Source organism: Microbacterium sulfonylureivorans, from assembly GCF_003999995.1.
Taxonomy (GTDB): domain Bacteria; phylum Actinomycetota; class Actinomycetes; order Actinomycetales; family Microbacteriaceae; genus Microbacterium; species Microbacterium sulfonylureivorans.
Genome location: NZ_RJAD01000002.1, coordinates 716599 through 734725 on the forward strand (window position 1 = coordinate 716599; position 18127 = coordinate 734725).

The 18127-nt window shown below is 68.5% G+C and carries 17 protein-coding genes and 1 pseudogene; 3 read left to right on the forward strand and 15 right to left on the reverse strand.

Annotated elements, in window-relative coordinates:
- The first annotated feature begins 170 nt into the window (after positions 1–170).
- Entirely contained in the window at positions 171–590 is a 420-nt protein-coding gene (locus tag EER34_RS12965) for a rhodanese-like domain-containing protein (protein ID WP_127475421.1), read from the forward strand.
- A 19-nt stretch (positions 591–609) separates the two neighbouring features.
- On the opposite strand, the gene EER34_RS12970 is transcribed toward EER34_RS12965, so the two are convergent.
- From EER34_RS12970 to EER34_RS12995, 6 genes are all read right to left on the reverse strand, one after another.
- Positions 610–1356, reverse strand: a complete 747-nt coding sequence (locus tag EER34_RS12970) for a PP2C family protein-serine/threonine phosphatase (RefSeq protein ID WP_240642320.1) — start codon at positions 1354–1356, stop codon at positions 610–612.
- Between the two features lie 71 nt (positions 1357–1427).
- Positions 1428–1862 (reverse strand): cytochrome c oxidase subunit 4, encoded by a 435-nt coding sequence (locus EER34_RS12975; protein ID WP_127475424.1) that lies wholly within the window; start codon positions 1860–1862, stop codon positions 1428–1430.
- Positions 1863–3626, reverse strand: a complete 1764-nt coding sequence (gene ctaD, locus EER34_RS12980) for an aa3-type cytochrome oxidase subunit I (protein WP_127475426.1) — start codon at positions 3624–3626, stop codon at positions 1863–1865.
- 2 nt (positions 3627–3628) lie between these two features.
- The gene (ctaC, locus tag EER34_RS12985; RefSeq protein ID WP_127475427.1) at positions 3629–4528 is read right to left on the reverse strand and encodes an aa3-type cytochrome oxidase subunit II; all 900 of its coding nucleotides are present in this window, start codon (positions 4526–4528) and stop codon (positions 3629–3631) included.
- Between the two features lie 161 nt (positions 4529–4689).
- A complete protein-coding gene (locus EER34_RS12990; protein ID WP_127475429.1) occupies positions 4690–5055 on the reverse strand; it encodes a HesB/IscA family protein in 366 nt (121 codons plus the stop codon).
- Between the two features lie 103 nt (positions 5056–5158).
- Positions 5159–6559: a dipeptidase gene (locus EER34_RS12995; protein WP_127475431.1), complete on the reverse strand. Its 1401-nt coding sequence runs from the start codon at positions 6557–6559 to the stop codon at positions 5159–5161.
- A 48-nt stretch (positions 6560–6607) separates the two neighbouring features.
- Between EER34_RS12995 and EER34_RS13000 the strand changes: the two genes are divergently transcribed.
- A complete protein-coding gene (locus EER34_RS13000) occupies positions 6608–7198 on the forward strand; it encodes a DUF3043 domain-containing protein (protein WP_127475432.1) in 591 nt (196 codons plus the stop codon).
- A 30-nt stretch (positions 7199–7228) separates the two neighbouring features.
- Here the strand turns inward: EER34_RS13000 and EER34_RS13005 are convergent, their stop codons facing one another.
- From EER34_RS13005 to dnaE, 5 genes are all read right to left on the reverse strand, one after another.
- Positions 7229–8254, reverse strand: a complete 1026-nt coding sequence (locus EER34_RS13005; RefSeq protein WP_127475434.1) for a quinone-dependent dihydroorotate dehydrogenase — start codon at positions 8252–8254, stop codon at positions 7229–7231.
- 45 nt (positions 8255–8299) lie between these two features.
- Positions 8300–8791, reverse strand: a complete 492-nt coding sequence (gene nrdR / locus EER34_RS13010) for a transcriptional regulator NrdR (protein ID WP_127475436.1) — start codon at positions 8789–8791, stop codon at positions 8300–8302.
- 22 nt (positions 8792–8813) lie between these two features.
- Positions 8814–10124, reverse strand: coding sequence for a histidinol dehydrogenase (gene hisD, locus EER34_RS13015; protein WP_127475438.1), 1311 nt, complete (start codon positions 10122–10124; stop codon positions 8814–8816).
- Between the two features lie 30 nt (positions 10125–10154).
- Positions 10155–11123, reverse strand: coding sequence for a hypothetical protein (locus tag EER34_RS13020; RefSeq protein ID WP_240642321.1), 969 nt, complete (start codon positions 11121–11123; stop codon positions 10155–10157).
- An 87-nt stretch (positions 11124–11210) separates the two neighbouring features.
- On the reverse strand, positions 11211–14681 hold the full coding sequence (gene dnaE, locus EER34_RS13025; RefSeq protein ID WP_240642363.1) for a DNA polymerase III subunit alpha: 3471 nt from the start codon (positions 14679–14681) through the stop codon (positions 11211–11213).
- Between the two features lie 206 nt (positions 14682–14887).
- On the opposite strand from dnaE, the gene EER34_RS13030 reads away from it, so the two are divergent.
- Positions 14888–15361, forward strand: coding sequence for an NUDIX hydrolase (locus EER34_RS13030; protein ID WP_127475441.1), 474 nt, complete (start codon positions 14888–14890; stop codon positions 15359–15361).
- A 21-nt stretch (positions 15362–15382) separates the two neighbouring features.
- Here the strand turns inward: EER34_RS13030 and EER34_RS13035 are convergent, their stop codons facing one another.
- The 4 genes and pseudogenes from EER34_RS13035 to lspA all read right to left on the reverse strand — a co-directional run.
- Positions 15383–15952 carry a GNAT family N-acetyltransferase gene (locus EER34_RS13035; protein WP_127475443.1) on the reverse strand — a complete coding sequence of 190 codons (570 nt, stop codon included), beginning with the start codon at positions 15950–15952 and terminating at the stop codon, positions 15383–15385.
- A gap of 1 nt (position 15953) precedes the next feature.
- On the reverse strand, positions 15954–16412 hold the full coding sequence (locus EER34_RS13040; protein ID WP_127475444.1) for a hypothetical protein: 459 nt from the start codon (positions 16410–16412) through the stop codon (positions 15954–15956).
- 34 nt (positions 16413–16446) lie between these two features.
- Positions 16447–17367: an RluA family pseudouridine synthase gene (locus EER34_RS13045; RefSeq protein ID WP_127475446.1), complete on the reverse strand. Its 921-nt coding sequence runs from the start codon at positions 17365–17367 to the stop codon at positions 16447–16449.
- A 196-nt stretch (positions 17368–17563) separates the two neighbouring features.
- Positions 17564–18124 (reverse strand): annotated as a pseudogene (gene lspA, locus EER34_RS17765) (signal peptidase II); the annotation flags it as partial.
- Positions 18125–18127 lie beyond the last annotated feature (3 nt).

An 18127-nucleotide genomic window follows, 5' to 3' on the forward strand; every position in this document is an offset into this window, starting at 1 on the left:
CCCGACACCCCTCGAGGGTTTCGGGCCGGGGCATCCTGCTTCCGCGGCTGGTTCCCGTATGACGTCAAGCCGTCGTTCGACGACCGACGATCGACGGTCGGCAGAATATCGCCCACGCCTGTCAGCCGCCGCGGGAGCAGTCTCCGCCTCCCGGGCCTAGCGTGGACGGCATGACGTCAGCACTCGACTACTTCGCCGCCAAGCTCGCCCTCGAGACGGATGCCTCCGATGTGTACGCCGCTCAGAAGGCCGGAGAGGACTTCGTTCTGATCGACGTGCGCGGCGATGAGGCGTGGGCGCAGGGGCGCATCTCCGGCGCCCGCCACCTCCCCCACCAGCAGATCGCCGAGCGCGCCGCGAGCGAGCTCGACCCCTCGGTGCCCGTCGTCGTCTACTGCTGGAGTCCGGGCTGCAACGGCGGCGCGAAAGGCGCGCTCGCGTTCGCGAAGCTCGGCTTCACCGTCCGCGAGATGATCGGCGGCTACGAGTACTGGATCCGCGAAGGGCAGCCCATCGAGAACGACGAGGGCGCGCTTCCCCGCGTGTTCGACGCGCAGGTGATGGTGGTCCGCCAGCCTGTCGCAGGCTGAGCGGCCGCTGGAGCCGCCGTCAGGCGGATTCGAGGCCCTCGGTGAATCGAGCGGCCGCTGCGCCGTAGAACGAGGCCTGAGCGCGTGCAGGGAACCGTTCGGGCGCACCGACCTCGACGTCGCAGATCACCACCGTGACGTTGTCTCGGGTTCCGGCAGCGAGTCCGAGGGCGACGGCCGCGCCGGCCGCCTCGGTGACACCGCCATGACGTGAGATGACCGCGGCGATGTCGTCGTGCGGCACGTAGTCCGTGAGGCCGTCGCTGCACAGCAGCCACCGGTCGCCGGGACGCGCTTCGTGTTCGACGACGACGACACGGTCACGCTCGCCTCCGCTCAAAGAGGCCGTGATGAGGTTGCGTCGCGGGTGGGTGGCGGCATCCTCCTCGGCCACGAGCCCTCTGTCGACGAGGACCTGCACGTACGAGTCGTCACGGGTCTGCTGGGTCAGGACGCCGTCCCGCAGCCGGTAGGCGCGCGAGTCGCCGGTGTGGGCGAGCAGCAGCGTGTCGTTCTCGGAGACGAAGACTCCCGTGAACGTCGTCGCCATGCCGTTCAGCGCGGGATCGCGCTCCACGTGCGCGCGCAGGTCCCAGTTCGCCAGCCGCACGCTCACCGCGAGCGACTCGGCATCGATGGAGTCCACGCGGCCGGCGGCGAGCCGGTGCACGAATGCGGCGGAGGCGAGGTCTCCGGCGGGGCCGCCACCGACGCCGTCGGCCACCGCTCCGCCCCAGGGCGCAGTGAACGCAGCATCCTGGTTCACAGAACGATGCGCTCCCGTGTCGGAGACAGCGGCGGCACGCAGCCGCACGCGAGAAGGCCGCAGCGGCACGATCAGCGCGCGAAGTACCCGCGGTAGTACTCGTACACCCAACCCACGATCGCGACGACGAACACGCCCACTCCGATTGGCACCATCCACGCGCCGACCGCCAGGCCGATCATCGCGAGAGCGGCCGAGAACGCGAGGACGATGGGCCACCACGACCAGGGGCTGAACTCGCCGAGCTCGGGATCGCCGTCGTCGATGTCGGACGTCAGGATGTCTTCGGGGAGCTCACCGCGCTGCGCATGGTGGACGCGTCCGAGGTAGAACGCGATCAGCGCACCCATGAGGGCGGTGAACAGCAGCGCCACGCTGCCGACCCACTCGATCGCGTCGTACCACACCTCGTCGGAGTAGAAGATGATGCTCCACGTCGTGTACGTCACCGCCATCAGCAGGAAGAACGCGGCGAGCAGCCACCACAGACCGGTGTTGGTGCGCACTTACTTCACCTCTCCCTCGGCGAGGTCGACGACGGGGGCTTCGGGCGCGTCCTTCGCAGGTCCGACGCCGACGGGGATTCCCGCCTCGGGGTGGTTGAGGTCGAACGCGGGCCGCTCGCTGCGGATGCGCGGGATCGACGTGAAGTTGTGACGCGGCGGCGGGCACGATGTCGCCCACTCCAGCGATGCTCCGTAGCCCCACGGGTCGTTGACCGTGACGCGCGGTGCCTTTCGGGCCGTGATCCACACGTTGAGCAGGAAGGGGATCATCGAGGCGCCGAGGATGATCGAGCCGATCGTCGAGACCTGGTTCTGCCACGTCCAGCCGTCCGCCGCGGAGTAGTCCGCATAGCGACGGACCATGCCGTCGACGCCAAGCCAGTGCTGGATCAGGAACGTCATGTGGAAGCCGATGAACAGCATCCAGAAGTGGACGATGCCCAGACGCTCGTTGAGCATCTTGCCGGTCCACTTCGGCCACCAGAAGTAGAAGCCGGCGAACATCGCGAACACGACGGTCCCGAAGACGACGTAGTGGAAGTGCGCGACGACGAAGTACGAGTCGGAGAGCGCGAAGTCGAGCGGGGGCGACGCGAGGATGACACCGGTCAGACCGCCGAACACGAACGAGACGAGGAATCCGAGCGAGAACACCATCGGTGTCTCGAAGGTCACCGATCCTCGCCACATCGTGCCGATCCAGTTGAAGATCTTCACACCCGTGGGCACGGCGATCAGCATCGTCATCAGTGCGAAGAACGGCAGCAGCACGGCGCCGGTGACGTACATGTGGTGGGCCCACACCGCGACCGACAGCGCCGCGATCGCGATCGTGGCGTAGACGAGGGTCTTGTAGCCGAAGATCGGCTTGCGGCTGAACACCGGCAGGATCTCGGAGATGATGCCGAAGAACGGCAGCGCGATGATGTACACCTCTGGATGACCGAAGAACCAGAAGAGGTGCTGCCAGAGCAGGACTCCGCCATTGGCCGGGTCGTAGATGTGGGCGCCGAGCACGCGGTCTGCAGCGGCGGCGAGGATCGCGGCGGCGAGCACGGGGAACGCCATCAGGATCAGGATGCTGGTGACCAGCGTGTTCCACGAGAAGATCGGCATGCGCCACATGGTCATGCCGGGCGCGCGCATCGTGATGATCGTCGTGATGAAGTTCACGGCGCCGAGGATCGTGCCGAAACCGCTCATGCCGAGGCCGAGCATCCACAGGTTTCCACCGGCACCGGGCGAGAAGCTCGCGTTGGCGAGGGGCTGGTAGGCGAACCATCCGAAGGCTGCCGCACCCTGCGGGGTGAGGAAGCCCGCGACGGCGATCGTCGAGCCGAACAGGAACAGCCAGAAGGCGAAGGCGTTCAGACGCGGGAACGCGACATCCGGTGCGCCGATCTGCAAGGGCAGGATCGCGTTCGCGAAGCCGGCGAAGAGCGGCGTGGCGAACATGAGCAGCATGATCGTGCCGTGCATCGTGAACAGCTGGTTGTACTGCTCCTTCGTCGGGATGATCTGCATCCCGGGCTCGAAGAGCTCGGCGCGGATGATCAGCGCCATCACCCCGCCGAGGAGGAAGAACAGGACGGAGGCGATGAGGTACAGGTAGCCGATCGTCTTGTGGTCGGTGGAGGTGATCCACTTGACGATGATGTTGCCCTTCTGCTCGACGCGCGAAGCGCTGAGCAGCGCCGCCTGTCGCGGCGGAAGGGTGGTCGGACGACCCTGCGTCTTCTCCTGGAGCGGAAGCGTCGTCGCCATGATCAGTGGTCTCCCTCTTCCTCGGAAGCCTCGCCCGACCCATCGGTGCCGGGCAGGTTCTGAAGTCGGTCGTACTCGTCGTTGATGTCACCGGTCTGACCGGCCTCGCGGAGCGTCTCGAGGTAGTCCTCGTACTCCGACTCGCTGACGACCTCGACGTTGAAGAGCATCATCGAGTGATATTGGCCGCACAGCTCGGCGCACTTGCCGGCGTACTCGCCCTCGCGGGTGGGCGTGAACGACCAGAGGTTGTCCTTCCCGATGTACATGTCCTTCTTGTACAGGAAGTCGATGATCCAGAACGAGTGGATCACGTCGCGCGACTGGAGCTTGATCGTGACCGACTTGTCGACCGGCAGGACCAGCGTCGGCAGTTCGCTCGTGACGTTGCCCTCGGCATCGGTCTGCGCCTGGACGCCCATGGTCCAGACCGTCTCGTCCTCGGTCTCGCCGTCGTACTGGAAGTCCCAGGCCCACTGCTTCCCGATCGCCGTGATGTTGACGTCCGGCTCTTCGGGGTGGGTCTCGAGGATCGTCTGGTCGCGTGCGGTGAAGGCGAAGAAGCCGATCACGAGGATCAGCGGCACGATCGTGTAGAAGATCTCGATCGGCATGTTGTAGCGCAGCTGGACGGGCAGACCGACCTGTCCGCGGCGGCGGCGATACGCGATCGCGGCCCAGCCCATGAGGCCCCAGGTGATGACGCCGACGACGAGCAGGACGATCCACGAGTTCACCCACAGGCCGGCGACCATGTCGGTGTGGTTCGTCGCGGGCTGACCGCTCTCGACGAAGCCGGGAAGGAAGCCGTGCAGCTCCGTCGGGGTGCATCCGGCGAGTACTGCGGCCGTTGCGATCCCGACAGGGAGAACGGCCCAGCGGATACGGCGTTTCGAGGGCACGGTGCACCTTTCCGGGTCGCGAACAGGACTCTCGCCAGTCTAGGGCAAGCATCCAGGGGATTCAGGCCATCCGCCCAGGTTGAACCGTGTCCTGAGAGCGGAAAACCGCAGGCCCGGGCGCTCCGAGGAGCGCGCCGGGCCTGCGGGAAAATCCGCTCGGATCAGTGGAAGCTGTCGCCGCACGCGCAGCTGCCGGCCGCGTTCGGGTTGTCGATCGTGAAGCCCTGCTCCGAGATCGTGTCCTTGAAGTCGATGGTCGCGCCATCGAGGTACGGGACGCTCATGTCGTCGATGATGACCTCGACGCCGTCGAAGTCGACCGTCTTGTCGCCGTCCAGGTACCGCTCGTCGAAGTAGAGCTGGTAGATCAGACCGCTGCAGCCGCCGGGCTGGACCGCCACGCGCAGGCGCAGGTCTTCGCGACCCTCCTGCGACAGGAGGCTCTTCACCTTGAGCGACGCGGCATCGGTCAGCAGGACGCCGTGCTCGCGAACGGACTGGTCGGTCGACAGTGCAGTGTCGGTCATGGCACTCCTCCGGACGGGCCGCCTGATCCGGTGATCGGCACAGTGCGGCGGGATGCTGCGATTCTACGCCCGTACGCCGGGAACCGGCTCCGAGCCGGGCGTGTCAGGCCCGGTCGTCGCGCGCATCGAGCTTCTCGAGCAGCAGCGCCTCCGACAGGACCGCGTTGCGGAACGTCTCGAGGTGCAGCGACTCGTTGGGGCTGTGGGCGCGCGCGTGCGGGTCTTCCACACCGGTCACCAGGATCTGCGCCCCCGGGAACTCGCGCACCAGGTCGGCGATGAACGGGATCGATCCGCCCACGCCGATGTCGACGGACTCCACTCCGTAGCCCTCGTGGAGCGCCTCGCGGGCCGCGGCGACGGCCCACCCCGACGTGTCGACGAGGAACGCGTCGCCGTAGTCCTGATCGGTGAACGTCAGCTCGGCGCCGAAGGGCGCGTGCGCGCGCAGGTGCGCCTCGATGGCTGCGTACGCCTCGCGGGCGGGCTGGCCGGGGGCGATGCGCGCGCTGATCACGACCGCGATCTCGGGGCTCAGCGTGTTGGAGGCGTTGGCGACGCTCGGTGCGTCGATGCCCGTCACCGTGATCGACGGCTTGTTCCAGATCCGGCTGAGGATCGTCCCCCGTCCGATCGGCGAGACGCCCTCCGGGAGCCCGGCCTCGTCGCGGAGGGTCTCCTCGCTGTACGCGGGGGTCTCGGCATCCCTCTCCGTGAGACCTGCCACGGCGACCGCGCCGTCGGCGTCCCACAGCGTCGAGAGGAGCTTCACCGTCGCCATCATGGCGTCGGGCACGGCTCCTCCGAACATGCCGGAGTGCGAGGCGTGATCCAGGGTCTTCACGCGCATAGTGAACCTCGTGTTGCCGCGCAGCGAGACCGTCAGCGCAGGGGTCTTGTCGTCCCAGTTGCCGGAGTCCGCGACGACGATCACGTCGGCACGCAATGCGTCGGCGTTGTCGGAGAGGAACTGCGCGAACGACCGCGAGCCCGCCTCCTCCTCGCCTTCGAGGAACAGGGCGACGCCGAGGTCGAAGTCGTCGCCGATCCCCTCCTTCAGTGCGCGGAGGGCCGCGATGTGCGCCATGATTCCGGCCTTGTCGTCGGCGGCGCCGCGCCCGTAGAGACGCCCGCCCCGCACGGTCGGCTCGAAGGGCGGCGACTCCCACAGCGCCTCGTCGCCGACGGGCTGCACGTCGTGGTGCGCGTAAAGGAGGATCGTGGGGCGGCCGTTGCGGGCCGCGCGCGTGGCGAGCACCGCGGGGTGGCCCTGCTCGTCGGTGCCGGGGATCGCGGCGCTGCGGATCTCGACGGTCTCGAACAGCCCGGTGCCGCGCACCAGCTCGGCCACCGCCTCGGCGCTGCGCTGCACGGGAGCGGTGTCGAATCCGGGGAAGGCGACGGACGGGATGCGCACCAGCGCACCGAGATCTGCGAGGGCGGAGGGGATGCCGGAGGCCGCGGCGTCGCGCACAGCATCCTGTCGGGAGAGCTCAGAGGTCATGCGGGTAATCTTAAGTGCACTCCCGCCCCACCACTTCCGAGGATCATCGTGGCCAAGAACCCTGCAGCTTCCGCGTCGAGCGACGCCCCCTCCGACGGAACGCTGCTCAACGGCGAGCCCGTGAACAGCGGCAAGGGCCGTGCGACGCCGACTCGCGCCGAGCAGGAGGCCGCGCGCAAGCGCCCCCTCGTGCCCGACACCAAAGAGGCGAAGGCGCGCGCCCGCGCCGATCTTCAGACCCAGCGGGAGAAGGCCCGCGTCGGCATGGCAGCCGGCGATCCCAAGTACCTCCCCGCACGCGACCAGGGCCCGCAGCGCAAGTTCGTCCGCGACTTCGTGGACGCCGGCTGGCACCTCGGCGAGGTCGTCATGCCCGCCATGGTCGTCGTGATCCTGGCGACCTTCATCCCGGTCCCCGAAGTGCAGTACTACTCGTTCGTCGCGCTGTGGATCTTCATCCTCTTCGTCGTCGGCGACATGATCCTGACGTCGATCTTCGTCAAGCGCGCCGTCAAGGAGAAGTTCGGCGCCGACAAGGTCGAGAAGGGCCTCGGCTGGTACGCGGCCATGCGCACGGTGCAGATGCGATTCCTTCGCCTGCCGAAGCCGCAGGTCAAGCGCGGACAGCGTCCGGTCTGATCCCCGCAGTCTCTCGCCGGGGAGGTCGCGTCAGCCCTTGCGCGCCAGTCCGCGGTTGATCTGACGCGCCCAGAGCGGACCGCGGTAGAGGAACGCCGTGTAACCCTGCACCAGGGTGGCTCCGGCATCCATGCGCTCGCGCACGTCGTCTGCGGTCTCGACGCCGCCGACCGACACCACGCAGAACTCCGCCGGGACAGCGGCGCGGACGAGACGGAGCACCTCGAGGGCGCGCGCCTTGAGCGGAGCGCCCGACAGACCCCCGTCGCCCGCCGCGGCGACCACCGCGGGATCGGTGACGAGTCCGTCTCTGGAGATCGTGGTGTTCGTCGCGATGATGCCCGCGAGGCCCAGGTCGACGGCGAGGCGCGCGACCGCCGTGACCTCGTCATCGGGCAGGTCGGGGGCGATCTTGACCAGCAGCGGAGTGGGTCCTGCGGCTGCGTGCACGGCGGCCAGAAGCGGGCGCAGCGTCTCGACCGCCTGCAGACCGCGCAGGCCCGGGGTGTTGGGCGAGGAGACGTTGACCACGAGATAGTCCGCGAGGGGTGCGAGCAGCGTCGCGCTGCGCACGTAGTCCGCCGTGGCGTCGTCGACGTCCACCACGCGGCTCTTGCCGATGTTCACGCCGATCACCCCGCGGCGACTGCGACGGCGCAGCTTCGCCAGGCGGACGGCCGCTGCCTCGGCGCCGTGGTTGTTGAACCCCATGCGATTGACGACCGCCCGGTCGGGAATGAGGCGGAAGAGCCGCGGGCGCGGGTTGCCCTCCTGCGCGATCGCGGTGAGAGTGCCCAACTCGACGTGGCCGAAGCCGAGCGCGAACAGTCCGGCGGCTCCCTTCACGTCCTTGTCGAAACCGGCGGCGACGCCGAAGGGCGAGTCGAACGCGAGCCCCAGGGCCGTGGTGGCGAGCTGCGGCTCGGGCCGGGTCAGGACGCGTGCGGCCCAGGAGAACGGGCGGACGCCGACGACCCTGATGACGGCCATGGCCGCGTGGTGCGCGGTCTCGGGGTCCATGCGCGAGAGGACGGTCCGGAAGAGGAGGGGATACATCCCCTCCAGGCTATCCGGTCGCTCCCCCGGCCCCCGACGACGGGTTCAGCCGGCGGAGTCGGATGCCGCTGACTGGGCGTGGCGATGCCGGTGGTGGTCGGCGCGCAGCAGTTCGATCGCCGACTCGAAGTCCTCGAGTGAGTCGAACGCCTGATAGACGCTCGCGAACCGCAGGTAGGCGACCTCGTCGAGCTCGCGCAGCGGCCCGAGGATCGCGAGACCGATCTCGTTGGTATCGAGCTGCGACGCGCCCGTCTGCCGGACGGTCTCCTCCACCGTCTGGGCCAGGACGGCCAGATCGGCCTCGGTCACCGGTCTGCCCTGACACGCCTTGCGCACACCGGACATCACCTTCTCGCGACTGAACGGCTCGATCACGCCGGACCGTTTGATCACGTTCAGGCTCGCGGTCTCGCTCGTCGTGAAGCGACCTCCGCACTCCGGACACTGACGACGCCGACGGATGCTGAGTCCGTCGTCGCTCGTGCGCGAATCGATGACTCGTGAGTCGGGGTGGCGGCAGAACGGGCAGTGCATGGCAGAGACAGACTACGCCTCGTCAGCCGGCGGGCGACTCGAACCGGGCGACGACGGCCTCGCCGTGCGCGGGCAGCGCCTCCGCCTCCGCCAGCACGACGATCGCGTCGCGGACGGCTCCGAGCGCGGCCCGATCGTACTCGATCACCTGCTGCGGCCGGAGGAACGTGGCGGCCGACAGCCCCGCCGAATAGCGCGCCTGTCCCCCGGTCGGAAGGACGTGGTTGCTCCCCGCGAGGTAGTCGCCGAGGCTCACGGGCGAGTCCGGTCCGACGAACACCGCGCCGGCATGGACGAAGTCCTCGGGGCGCGGAGCATCCAGGTGCAGCTCGAGGTGCTCGGGTGCGTAGGCGTTGCTGAACGCCGTCGCGGCGGCGAGGTCGTCGACGAGCACGATCGCGGACTGCGGACCCGAGAGGGCGACCTCGACCCGGGCGGCGTGGCGCGTGGCCGCGGCGCGCGGGCGGATGGCGGCGGCAACCCGACCGGCGAGTCGCTCCGATGCCGTGACGAGCACGGCGGACGCCTGCTCGTCGTGCTCCGCCTGGCTGATGAGGTCGACCGCGACCAGGACGGGGTCGGCCGAGTCGTCGGCGACGATGAGGATCTCGGTGGCGCCCGCCTCGGCATCCGTCCCCACCAGGCCTGCGACCGCGCGCTTGGCCGCCGCCACGAAGTTGTTGCCGGGACCGGTGACGACGTCGACGGGATCGAGCCCGAGCCCTGCAACGCCGTGCGCGAGCGCGCCGATGGCGCCGGCGCCGCCCATCGCGTAGACCTCTTCGACGCCGAGCAGCTTCGCGGCGCCGAGGATGACGGGGTGCACGCGCCCGCCGTGCTCGCGCTGAGGCGGCGAGGCGAGCGCGATCTCGGACACGCCGGCGACCTGTGCCGGCACGACATTCATCACGACACTCGACGGGTAGACGGCCTTGCCGCCGGGCACGTACAGCCCGACGCGACGGACGGGCTGCCAGCGCTGCGTCACCCGGGCCCCCGGCCCGAGCTCGGTGGTCATCGGAGCGGGGACCTGGGCGGCGGATGCCTCGCGCACCCGGGCGATCGCCTCTTCGAGCGCAGCGCGCACGGCCGGGTCGAGCGACGCCAGCGCCTCGTCGAGGTGAGCGGCGGGAACACGGATGTCGTGCCCGGTCACCCCGTCGAACCGCTCGGCCTGGTCGCGGAGCGCCGTCTCGCCATGCGAGGCGACGTCACCGACGATCCGGGCCGCGGTGGCGAGGGCCTCCTCGCGCGCCGCGGTCGCCCGCGGCACCGCCTCGAGCAGTTCGGCGGGTGAGAGCGCACGCCCGCGCAGATCGATCGTCCGGAGCATCCTTCTACGCTAGCGCTGCAACCGCGGGCATCAGCCGCGTGTGACGCCCGAGACGTCGTGCAGGTAGCCGATGCGCCCGTCTTCGTGACGGACCACGAACGCCTCGCCGCGGTCCTCGATCACGAGGGCCCAGGCCGAGGGGCCGATGCGGAACACCGGGATTCCGATCTCGTCGACGACGTCGCGCGACTCGGGGACGAGTGCCCAGAACGCCTGCTGACGCACTGCGGGCTCTTCCGCCGGCTCGACGGTCGCCGACGGCGTCTCGACGGGCTCGAAGGTGTCGCGCGACTGGATCGGCTCGAAGGCGGTGGTCTCGGCGGTCGGCTCGGCGACCGCGCCCACAGCGGCTGCGCCCGCGGGCTGCTCAGGCTGAGGACCCGGCGGGGCGTAGGCGGCGAAGTCGTTCGCATCGGGCTCGGCCGCACGCGGCTGCGCCGCGGGGCGCGGCGAGACCGGACGGATCGGGCGCGCGTTGCGGTGGGCGGGGATCTCTGCGCGGCCGCGGAAGTCCTGCTCGAACAGCGGGATCAGCGCGGCGAACACGGTCAGCACGACGCCCACGAGCATGAGGACGAGCTCGACCCAGATCACCCAGGTGCGGGCCCAGAATCCCTCATCGATCGCGAAGGCGACGGTCTCCCACACCAGCTGGAGCCAGACGAGGGAGGCCACCGAGAACGCGACGGATGCGAACTGGTCGATGCCGAGCGAGCCGACCCGGCGGATGCCGTCGGGCGAGAGCCGACGCAGCACGATGAGGAACACCGCGACCGTCGGGACGCCGATCGTCAGGATCCACCCGATGCCCGACGTCCAGACCGACTCGAAGCGGACCTCTGCGATGGAGAAGAACGAGACCACGAAGGCGACCAGCCAGACACCGGCGAGGACGACCTCGCGGATCGAGAAGGGACCCACCCCGTACTGCGGGGGCTCCTCGGTGTGCACGGCCGCCTCTTCGACGTCGAAATCCTCATCCAGCTGATCGTCGGTCACGATATTCCCTTCCGGCCGCTCCAGGGCGGCGTACGTCGTTGTCATGGTACTCACGCCTCATGAGACGGAAATGAGATGGCGGCTGCCTCAGCCGAGGCACTGCGGCCCGAGGAGGCCCTTCAGCTCGCCGTACAGATCGGCGGTCAGCCGCACCTGGTGCGGGACCTCGAACACCTTGGCGACGGAGCCCGAATGCAGCTTCACCGTCACCTCGGTCTCGCCCTTGTGACGGTCGAGCATCTGCAGGAGCTCTCCGATGATCGCCTCGTTCGCGCGTCGCTCGGGCATCATCAGCACGAGCGGTCCGGAGGCATCCATGGTCCCCAGGTCCGGCGCGAACGCGGACTGCGCGTGCAGGTTCAGCCCGTCGTCGCGACGCGAGACGCGACCGCGGACGACCAGGATCGAGTCGGCGACGAGCATGGAGGAGAACTCGGTGTAGGTCTTGCCCATGAACATCACGGTGACCTCGCCGTTGAAGTCCTCGACCGTGATCATGCCGTACGGGTTGCCGCTCGCTTTGGCGACGCGATGCTGCACGCTGGTGACGAGGCCTGCGACGGTCACCTGGTCGCCGTCGTTGACGTCCTCGGACGAGAGGAGGTCATGGATGCTGGTGGACGCGTGCTTCGCGAGCGGGATCTCGAGCCCCGCGAGAGGGTGATCCGAGACATACAGTCCGAGCATCTCGCGCTCGAACGCGAGCTTGTCCTTCTTCGTCCACTCGGGCCGCTCGGGGACCTTCGCGGGCATGACCTCCTCCGCCTCGTCGTACAGGCTGTCGAAGTCGAACCCGATGGCTCCGGTGGCTGCCTTCCGCTTGGCGTCGACGGCCGCTTCCGTGGCGTCCTCGTGGATCTCCATCAGTGCTCGCCGGGTCGACCCGAGGGAGTCGAACGCTCCCGCCTTGATCAGCGACTCCACCGTGCGCTTGTTCGCGACATGGACCGGGACCTTCGTGAGGAAGTCGTGGAAGCTCGCGAAGCTCTCGTCCGCGCGTGCCGCGACGATGCCGTCGACCACGTTGGAGCCCACGTTGCGCACGGCGCCGAGCCCGAAGCGGATGTCTTCGCCGACGGCCGCGAAGTATCGGATCGACTGGCCGACATCCGGCGGAAGGACTCTGATGCCCATGCGGCGGCACTCGTTGAGATACACGGCCATCTTGTCCTTGGAGTCGCCGACGCTCGTCAGGAGCGCGGCCATGTACTCGGCGGGATAGTGCGCCTTCAGGTACGCCGTCCAGTACGACACCAGGCCGTACGCCGCGGAGTGCGCTTTGTTGAAGGCGTAGTCGGAGAACGGGAGCAGGATCTCCCACAGCTTCTGGACCGCCTCGTCGGTGTACCCGTTCGCATGCATGCCGGCCTGGAAGCCCTCGAACTGCTTGTCCAGCTCGGACTTCTTCTTCTTGCCCATCGCACGGCGGAGGATGTCGGCCTGTCCGAGGCTGAACCCGGCGACCTTCTGCGCGATCGCCATCACCTGCTCCTGATAGATGATCAGGCCGTAGCTGGTGTCGAGGATCTCGGAGAGCGACTCCTTGAACTGCTCGTGGATCGGGGTGATCTCCTGCTGGCCGTTCTTGCGCAGTGCGTAGTTGATATGTGAGTTCGCACCCATCGGGCCCGGACGGTACAGCGCGATGACGGCCGAGATGTCCTCGAAGTTGTCGGGCTTCATGAGTCGCAGGAGGGAGCGCATCGGGCCGCCGTCGAGCTGGAACACGCCGAGCGTGTCGCCCCGCGACAGCAGCTCGTACGACTCCGGGTCGTCGAGCGACAGGTCTTCGAGGACGAGCGGATGCCCGCGGTTGGCCTCGATGTTGTCGAGGGCGTCGTTGATGATCGTGAGGTTGCGAAGCCCCAGGAAGTCCATCTTGATGAGTCCGAGCGACTCGCATGCCGGGTAGTCGAACTGCGTGACGATCTGGCCGTCCTGCTCGCGCTTCATGATCGGGATGATGTCGATCAGGGGCTCGGACGACATGATGACGCCGGCGGCGTGCACACCCCACTGGCGCTTGAGGTTCTCCAGGCCCACAGCGGTGTCGAAGACGGTCTTCGCCTCGGCATCCGTCTCGATCAGCGCGCGGAACTCGGATGCCTCCTTGAACCGCGGGTGGTCCTTGTCGAACATGCCCTCGAGCGGCATGTCCTTGCCCATCACGGCCGGTGGCATGGCCTTGGTGAGCTTCTCCCCCATGCTGAACGGGAAGCCCAGGACCCGGCCCGCGTCCTTCAGCGCCTGCTTGGCCTTGATGGTCCCGTACGTGACGATCTGCGCGACGCGCTCGTCGCCGTACTTCTCCGTGACGTACTGGATGACCTCGGCACGGCGGCGGTCGTCGAAGTCGACGTCGAAGTCGGGCATCGAGACACGGTCGGGATTGAGGAAGCGCTCGAAGATCAGGCCGTGCTGCAGTGGATCGAGGTCGGTGATCTTCATCGCGTAGGCGGCCATGGACCCTGCGCCCGAACCGCGGCCCGGGCCGACCCGGATGCCGTTTCGCTTGGCCCAGTTGATGAAGTCGGCGACGACGAGGAAGTAGCCGGGGAAGCCCATCTGCACGATGACCCCGGTCTCGTACTCGGCTTGGCGCCGCACCTCGTCGGGGATGCCCGCCGGGTAGCGCTCGTTGAGGCCGACCTCCACTTCCTTGACGAACCAGGACTCCTCGGTCTCGCCCTGCGGAACGGGGAAGCGCGGCATGTAGTTCGCGCTGGTGTTGAACTCGACGTCGCAGCGCTCGGCGATGAGCAGCGTGTTGTCGCAGGCTTCGGGGTGATCGCGGAAGATCTGCCGCATCTCGGCCGACGACTTGACGTAGTACCCGTCGCCGTCGAACTTGAATCGCTTCGGGTCGTCGAGCGTCGAGCCGGACTGCACGCACAGCAGGGCCGCATGGCTGCTCGCGTCGTGCTGGTGCGTGTAGTGGAGGTCGTTGGTCGCGACGAGGGGGATGTCGAGATCCTTGGCGATCTTGAGGAGATCGGTCATGACCCGGCGCTCGATCGAGAGACCGTGATCCATGATCTCGGCGAAGTAGTTCTCCTTGCCGAACAGATCCTGGAACTCGGCGGCCGCGGCCCGCGCCGCGTCGTACTGGCCGAGGCGGAGGCGGGTCTGGACCTCGCCCGACGGGCATCCGGTCGTCGCGATCAGTCCCTTGCCGTACCGCTGCAGCAGCTCGCGGTCCATGCGGGGCTTGAAGTAGTAGCCCTCCATCGACGCCTTGGACGACAGCCGGAAGAGGTTGTGCATGCCTTCGGTCGTCTGGGACAGCAGGGTCATGTGCGTGTACGCGCCCGAGCCCGAGACGTCGTCGTCGTTCTGCTCCGGCGTTCCCCAGCGCACGCGGGCCTTGTCGGAGCGGTGCGTCCCCGGCGTGACATAGGCCTCGATCCCGATGATCGGCTTGATGCCCGCGTCCTTGGCGGTCTTGTAGAACTCGTACGCAGCGAAGGTGTTGCCGTGGTCGGTGACCGCGATCGCGGGCATCTCGAGCCGCACGGCCTCCTGGACCATGGGGCCGATGCGCGCCGCTCCGTCGAGCATCGAGTACTCGCTGTGCACGTGCAGGTGAACGAAGGAGTCGGATGCCACGGATCGAGTCTACGGATCAGGTCGGACGTCGCGACCGGGCTCGCGCGCGCCCCGGCGACTGCTCGGCGAGGTCGATTCACCCTCAACAGAACGGTGAAGGTTCGAGGTCGTCTCTCCGGGTCAGCGACGCGTTCGCGGCTCGGCCTAGGGTGAGAGACATGGCCATTCCCGACTTCGTCACCGCCCTCCGCGAGAAGATCGGCGCGGCGCCGCTGCCGCTCGTCGGAGTGACGGCGGTCGTGTTCCGCGACGAGAAGGTGCTCCTCGGCCGCCGCGCCGACAACGGCGCCTGGCAGTCGGTGTCGGGCATCGTCGACCCCGGCGAGGAGCCCGCCGACGCCGCCGTGCGCGAGTGCCTCGAAGAGGCGGGGGTCGTCGTCCGCGCCGAGCGCCTGGCGCTCGTGCAGACCGTCCCCCGGATCACGTACGCGAACGGCGACCAGGTCGACTATCTCGATCTGGTCTTCCGGTGCACCTGGGTGTCGGGTGAGCCCCACCCCGCCGACGGTGAGCTCACGGAGGTGGGCTGGTTCGGGCTCGGCGAGATGGGCGAGCTCGACCAGACCCAGGTCCGCAGGGTCGCACTGGCGATAGCCGAGGACGACCCCGCCCAGTTCCTCGGCGGCCGGTGAACGCGACCGGCGAGAGATGCTCTAGCGGAGGTCGAGTCGCATCAGGACGCGAGGAAACCCGTTGAGCACCGACTCGGTGTCGGCGGCCTTGCGGAAACCGGCCTTCTGGAACAGCTCGCGCGTGCCGACATAGGCCATCGTGAGGTCGACCTTCTCGCCCTTGTTGTCGACGGGGTAGCCCTCGATCGCGGGCGCCCCGTTCCGCTGCGCGAAATCGACGGCTCCGCGCAGAAGCGCGTGCGAGATGCCCTTGCCGCGGTGACCGGGTCTCACCCGGATGCACCACACGCTCCACACCTCGAGATCGTCGACGTGCGGGATCTTCCGATTTGTCGCGAACGATGTGTCGGAGCGCGGGTGCACGGCAGCCCAGCCGACGACCTCGTCGCCGTCGTACGCGAGGACGCCCGGCGGTCCGGACTTCATGAGCTCTCGCACCCGATCGCCGCGCTGAGTCCTGTGCAGGCTCTGGTTCTCCTTGCTCGAAACTCGGTAGCTCAGGCACCAGCAGACGTCGGCATCGGGCCGTTTCGGGCCCACCATCGTCTTCACATCGGCGAAGATCTCGGCGGGACGCACATCGACGGCCATCTCAGTCTCCGTCCAATGCGTACCGCCGCTGCCAGGACGACGGCCTCGCCATTCCGAGCCCGTAGAGGTAGCGGATCAGCTGCCCGTGATGCTGCGTCTCGTGCTCGAGCAGAGCCAGGGCGTAGGTCAGTGCCTGCTCGTCGTCCGCGTCGAGCTCGTCGAGGAACCCGGCGACCGTGGCCGAGGTCGTGACGAAGGCGGAGTGGAGGGCCGCGGCATCCGTCGCCTCGGCGGCCGTGACCGGCGACGTGAAGCCCTGCCAGCCGCCGGCGCGCGCGGCGCGGACGTAGCTCTCGCGTGCGCCGAGCACACACCACAGTTGGGCGCCGATCGCATTCGACGGCAGCTCGCCGAGTCGCCGGGCGAGCGCGCCCGGTGGAAGTCCGGCCACCAGATCGACGTACAGCTCATCGGACAGCGAGAATCTCCGCTGCAGCACTGTGGTCAGCGTCGTCGTCACGGAGCCAGCCTGGCACCGGCATCCGACACGCGCATCAGTCGCCGCGCAGCACCTCGAGGGCGTGCGCGAGGTCGGCAGGGTACTCGGACGTGAAGGTGACCCACTCCCCGGACGACGGATGCGCGAAGGACAGCTCGCGGGCATGCAGCCATTGGCGGGTGAGGCCGAGCTTCGCCGCGAGGGTCGGATCGCCGCCGTAGAGCGGGTCGCCGACACAGGGATGCCGGTGCGCGGCCATGTGGACCCGGATCTGGTGCGTGCGGCCCGTCTCGAGGTGGATCTCGAGGAGCGACGCGCGCGGGAAGGCCTCGACGGTCTCGTAATGCGTGACGGAGTCCTTGCCGTCGGGAGTCACCGCGAACTTCCACGAATGCGTGGGATGGCGTCCGATCGGAGCGTCGATCGTGCCCGCGAGCGGATCGGGATGCCCCTGCACGACGGCGTGGTAGATCTTCTCGACCTCCCGCTCCTTGAAGCCGCGCTTGAGCACGGTGTAGGCGTGCTCCGTCTTGGCGACGACCATGAGCCCGCTCGTGCCGACGTCGAGGCGGTGGACCACTCCCTGACGCTCGGCCGCACCCGTCGTGGCGATCCTGTAGCCCCCTGCGGCGAGGGCCCCGAGGACCGTCGGTCCTTCCCAGCCCACCGAGGGGTGCGCGGCGACGCCCGGCGGCTTGTCGACAACGACGATGTCGTCGTCGTCGTACGCGATGCCGAGGTCAGGCACCGCGATCGGGACGATCGTCGGCTCTTGGCGGTCGGTCCAGGTGATGTCGAGGAGCGATCCCCCGGTCACGCGGTCGGACTTGCCCGCCACGCGCCCGTCGAGGAAGACGCCCCCGGCTTCGGCCACTTCGGCGGCGAAGGTGCGGGAGAAGCCGAGCATCTTCGCCAGTGCCTGGTCGACACGCGCGCCGTCGAGTCCGTCCGGGACGGGGAGCATCCGTGACGGCATGTCAGACGTCGGTGCGGCGCTCGTCCGCCTCGCGCTCGTCCGCTTCGCGGTCGGCCTCGAGTTCGACCTCGCGCTGCTCGCTCTCCGAGAGCGGCGGCAGCCCGCGCTCGTCGGCGGGGATGCCGGCATCCGGGTCGGCGACGGGGAACTCCTCGCCGAAGCCCGCCACGGGTCCGCCCGGCGGCATCTCGTCGCCTTCGCCGAGCAGGGTCTCGTCCTTCGCGCCGCGACGCGGCTCGCGGGTACCGTCCATGTGAACTCCAATCAGCACCAGCAGTGCGATCACGATCATGTCGCACACGATGAAAATGTCGGCCACGTTGTAAATGGCCGGGTTCATCCAGAACCACATCCACGGCGTGTTGATGAAGTCGATCACGTGACCGACCGCGAAGCCGGGCTCGCGCAGCAGGCGGTCCGTCAGGTTGCCGAGAACGCCGCCGAGCAGCAGCCCGAGGGTCACGGCCCACACCCTCGAGCGCACCCGCGTGGCAGCGAGCCAGACGATGACCACGGCCACCGCCGCGAGGGCGATGGTGAAGATCCAGGTGGCTCCCGCACCGAAGGAGAACGCGGCGCCGGGATTCTTGACGAGGTACAGGCTCAGGAAGTCGCCGAGGACCGGCACCGCTTCCTCGAGCGGGAGGTTCTCGAGCGCGAGGTACTTCGAGAACTGGTCGACGGCCAGCACCAGCACCGCGAGGATCGCGATGATGGCGCCGGCCGCCGCCTTGTGAAGGGGGGCTCGGCCTGTCAAAGG

Excerpts from the sequence above, each read along its gene's own strand:
- EER34_RS13045 (WP_127475446.1), bottom strand. The coding sequence starts at position 17,367 with ATGCCGTCACGGATGCTCCCCGTCCCGGACGGACTCGACGGCGCGCGT.
- EER34_RS12995 (WP_127475431.1), bottom strand. The coding sequence starts at position 6,559 with ATGACCTCTGAGCTCTCCCGACAGGATGCTGTGCGCGACGCCGCGGCC.
- EER34_RS12990 (WP_127475429.1), bottom strand. The coding sequence starts at position 5,055 with ATGACCGACACTGCACTGTCGACCGACCAGTCCGTTCGCGAGCACGGC.
- EER34_RS12965 (WP_127475421.1), top strand. The coding sequence starts at position 171 with ATGACGTCAGCACTCGACTACTTCGCCGCCAAGCTCGCCCTCGAGACG.
- hisD (WP_127475438.1), bottom strand. The coding sequence starts at position 10,124 with ATGCTCCGGACGATCGATCTGCGCGGGCGTGCGCTCTCACCCGCCGAA.
- ctaD (WP_127475426.1), bottom strand. The coding sequence starts at position 3,626 with ATGGCGACGACGCTTCCGCTCCAGGAGAAGACGCAGGGTCGTCCGACC.
- nrdR (WP_127475436.1), bottom strand. The coding sequence starts at position 8,791 with ATGCACTGCCCGTTCTGCCGCCACCCCGACTCACGAGTCATCGATTCG.
- EER34_RS13030 (WP_127475441.1), top strand. The coding sequence starts at position 14,888 with ATGGCCATTCCCGACTTCGTCACCGCCCTCCGCGAGAAGATCGGCGCG.
- dnaE (WP_240642363.1), bottom strand. The coding sequence starts at position 14,681 with ATGCTCGACGGAGCGGCGCGCATCGGCCCCATGGTCCAGGAGGCCGTG.
- EER34_RS13005 (WP_127475434.1), bottom strand. The coding sequence starts at position 8,254 with ATGTATCCCCTCCTCTTCCGGACCGTCCTCTCGCGCATGGACCCCGAG.
- EER34_RS13035 (WP_127475443.1), bottom strand. The coding sequence starts at position 15,952 with ATGGCCGTCGATGTGCGTCCCGCCGAGATCTTCGCCGATGTGAAGACG.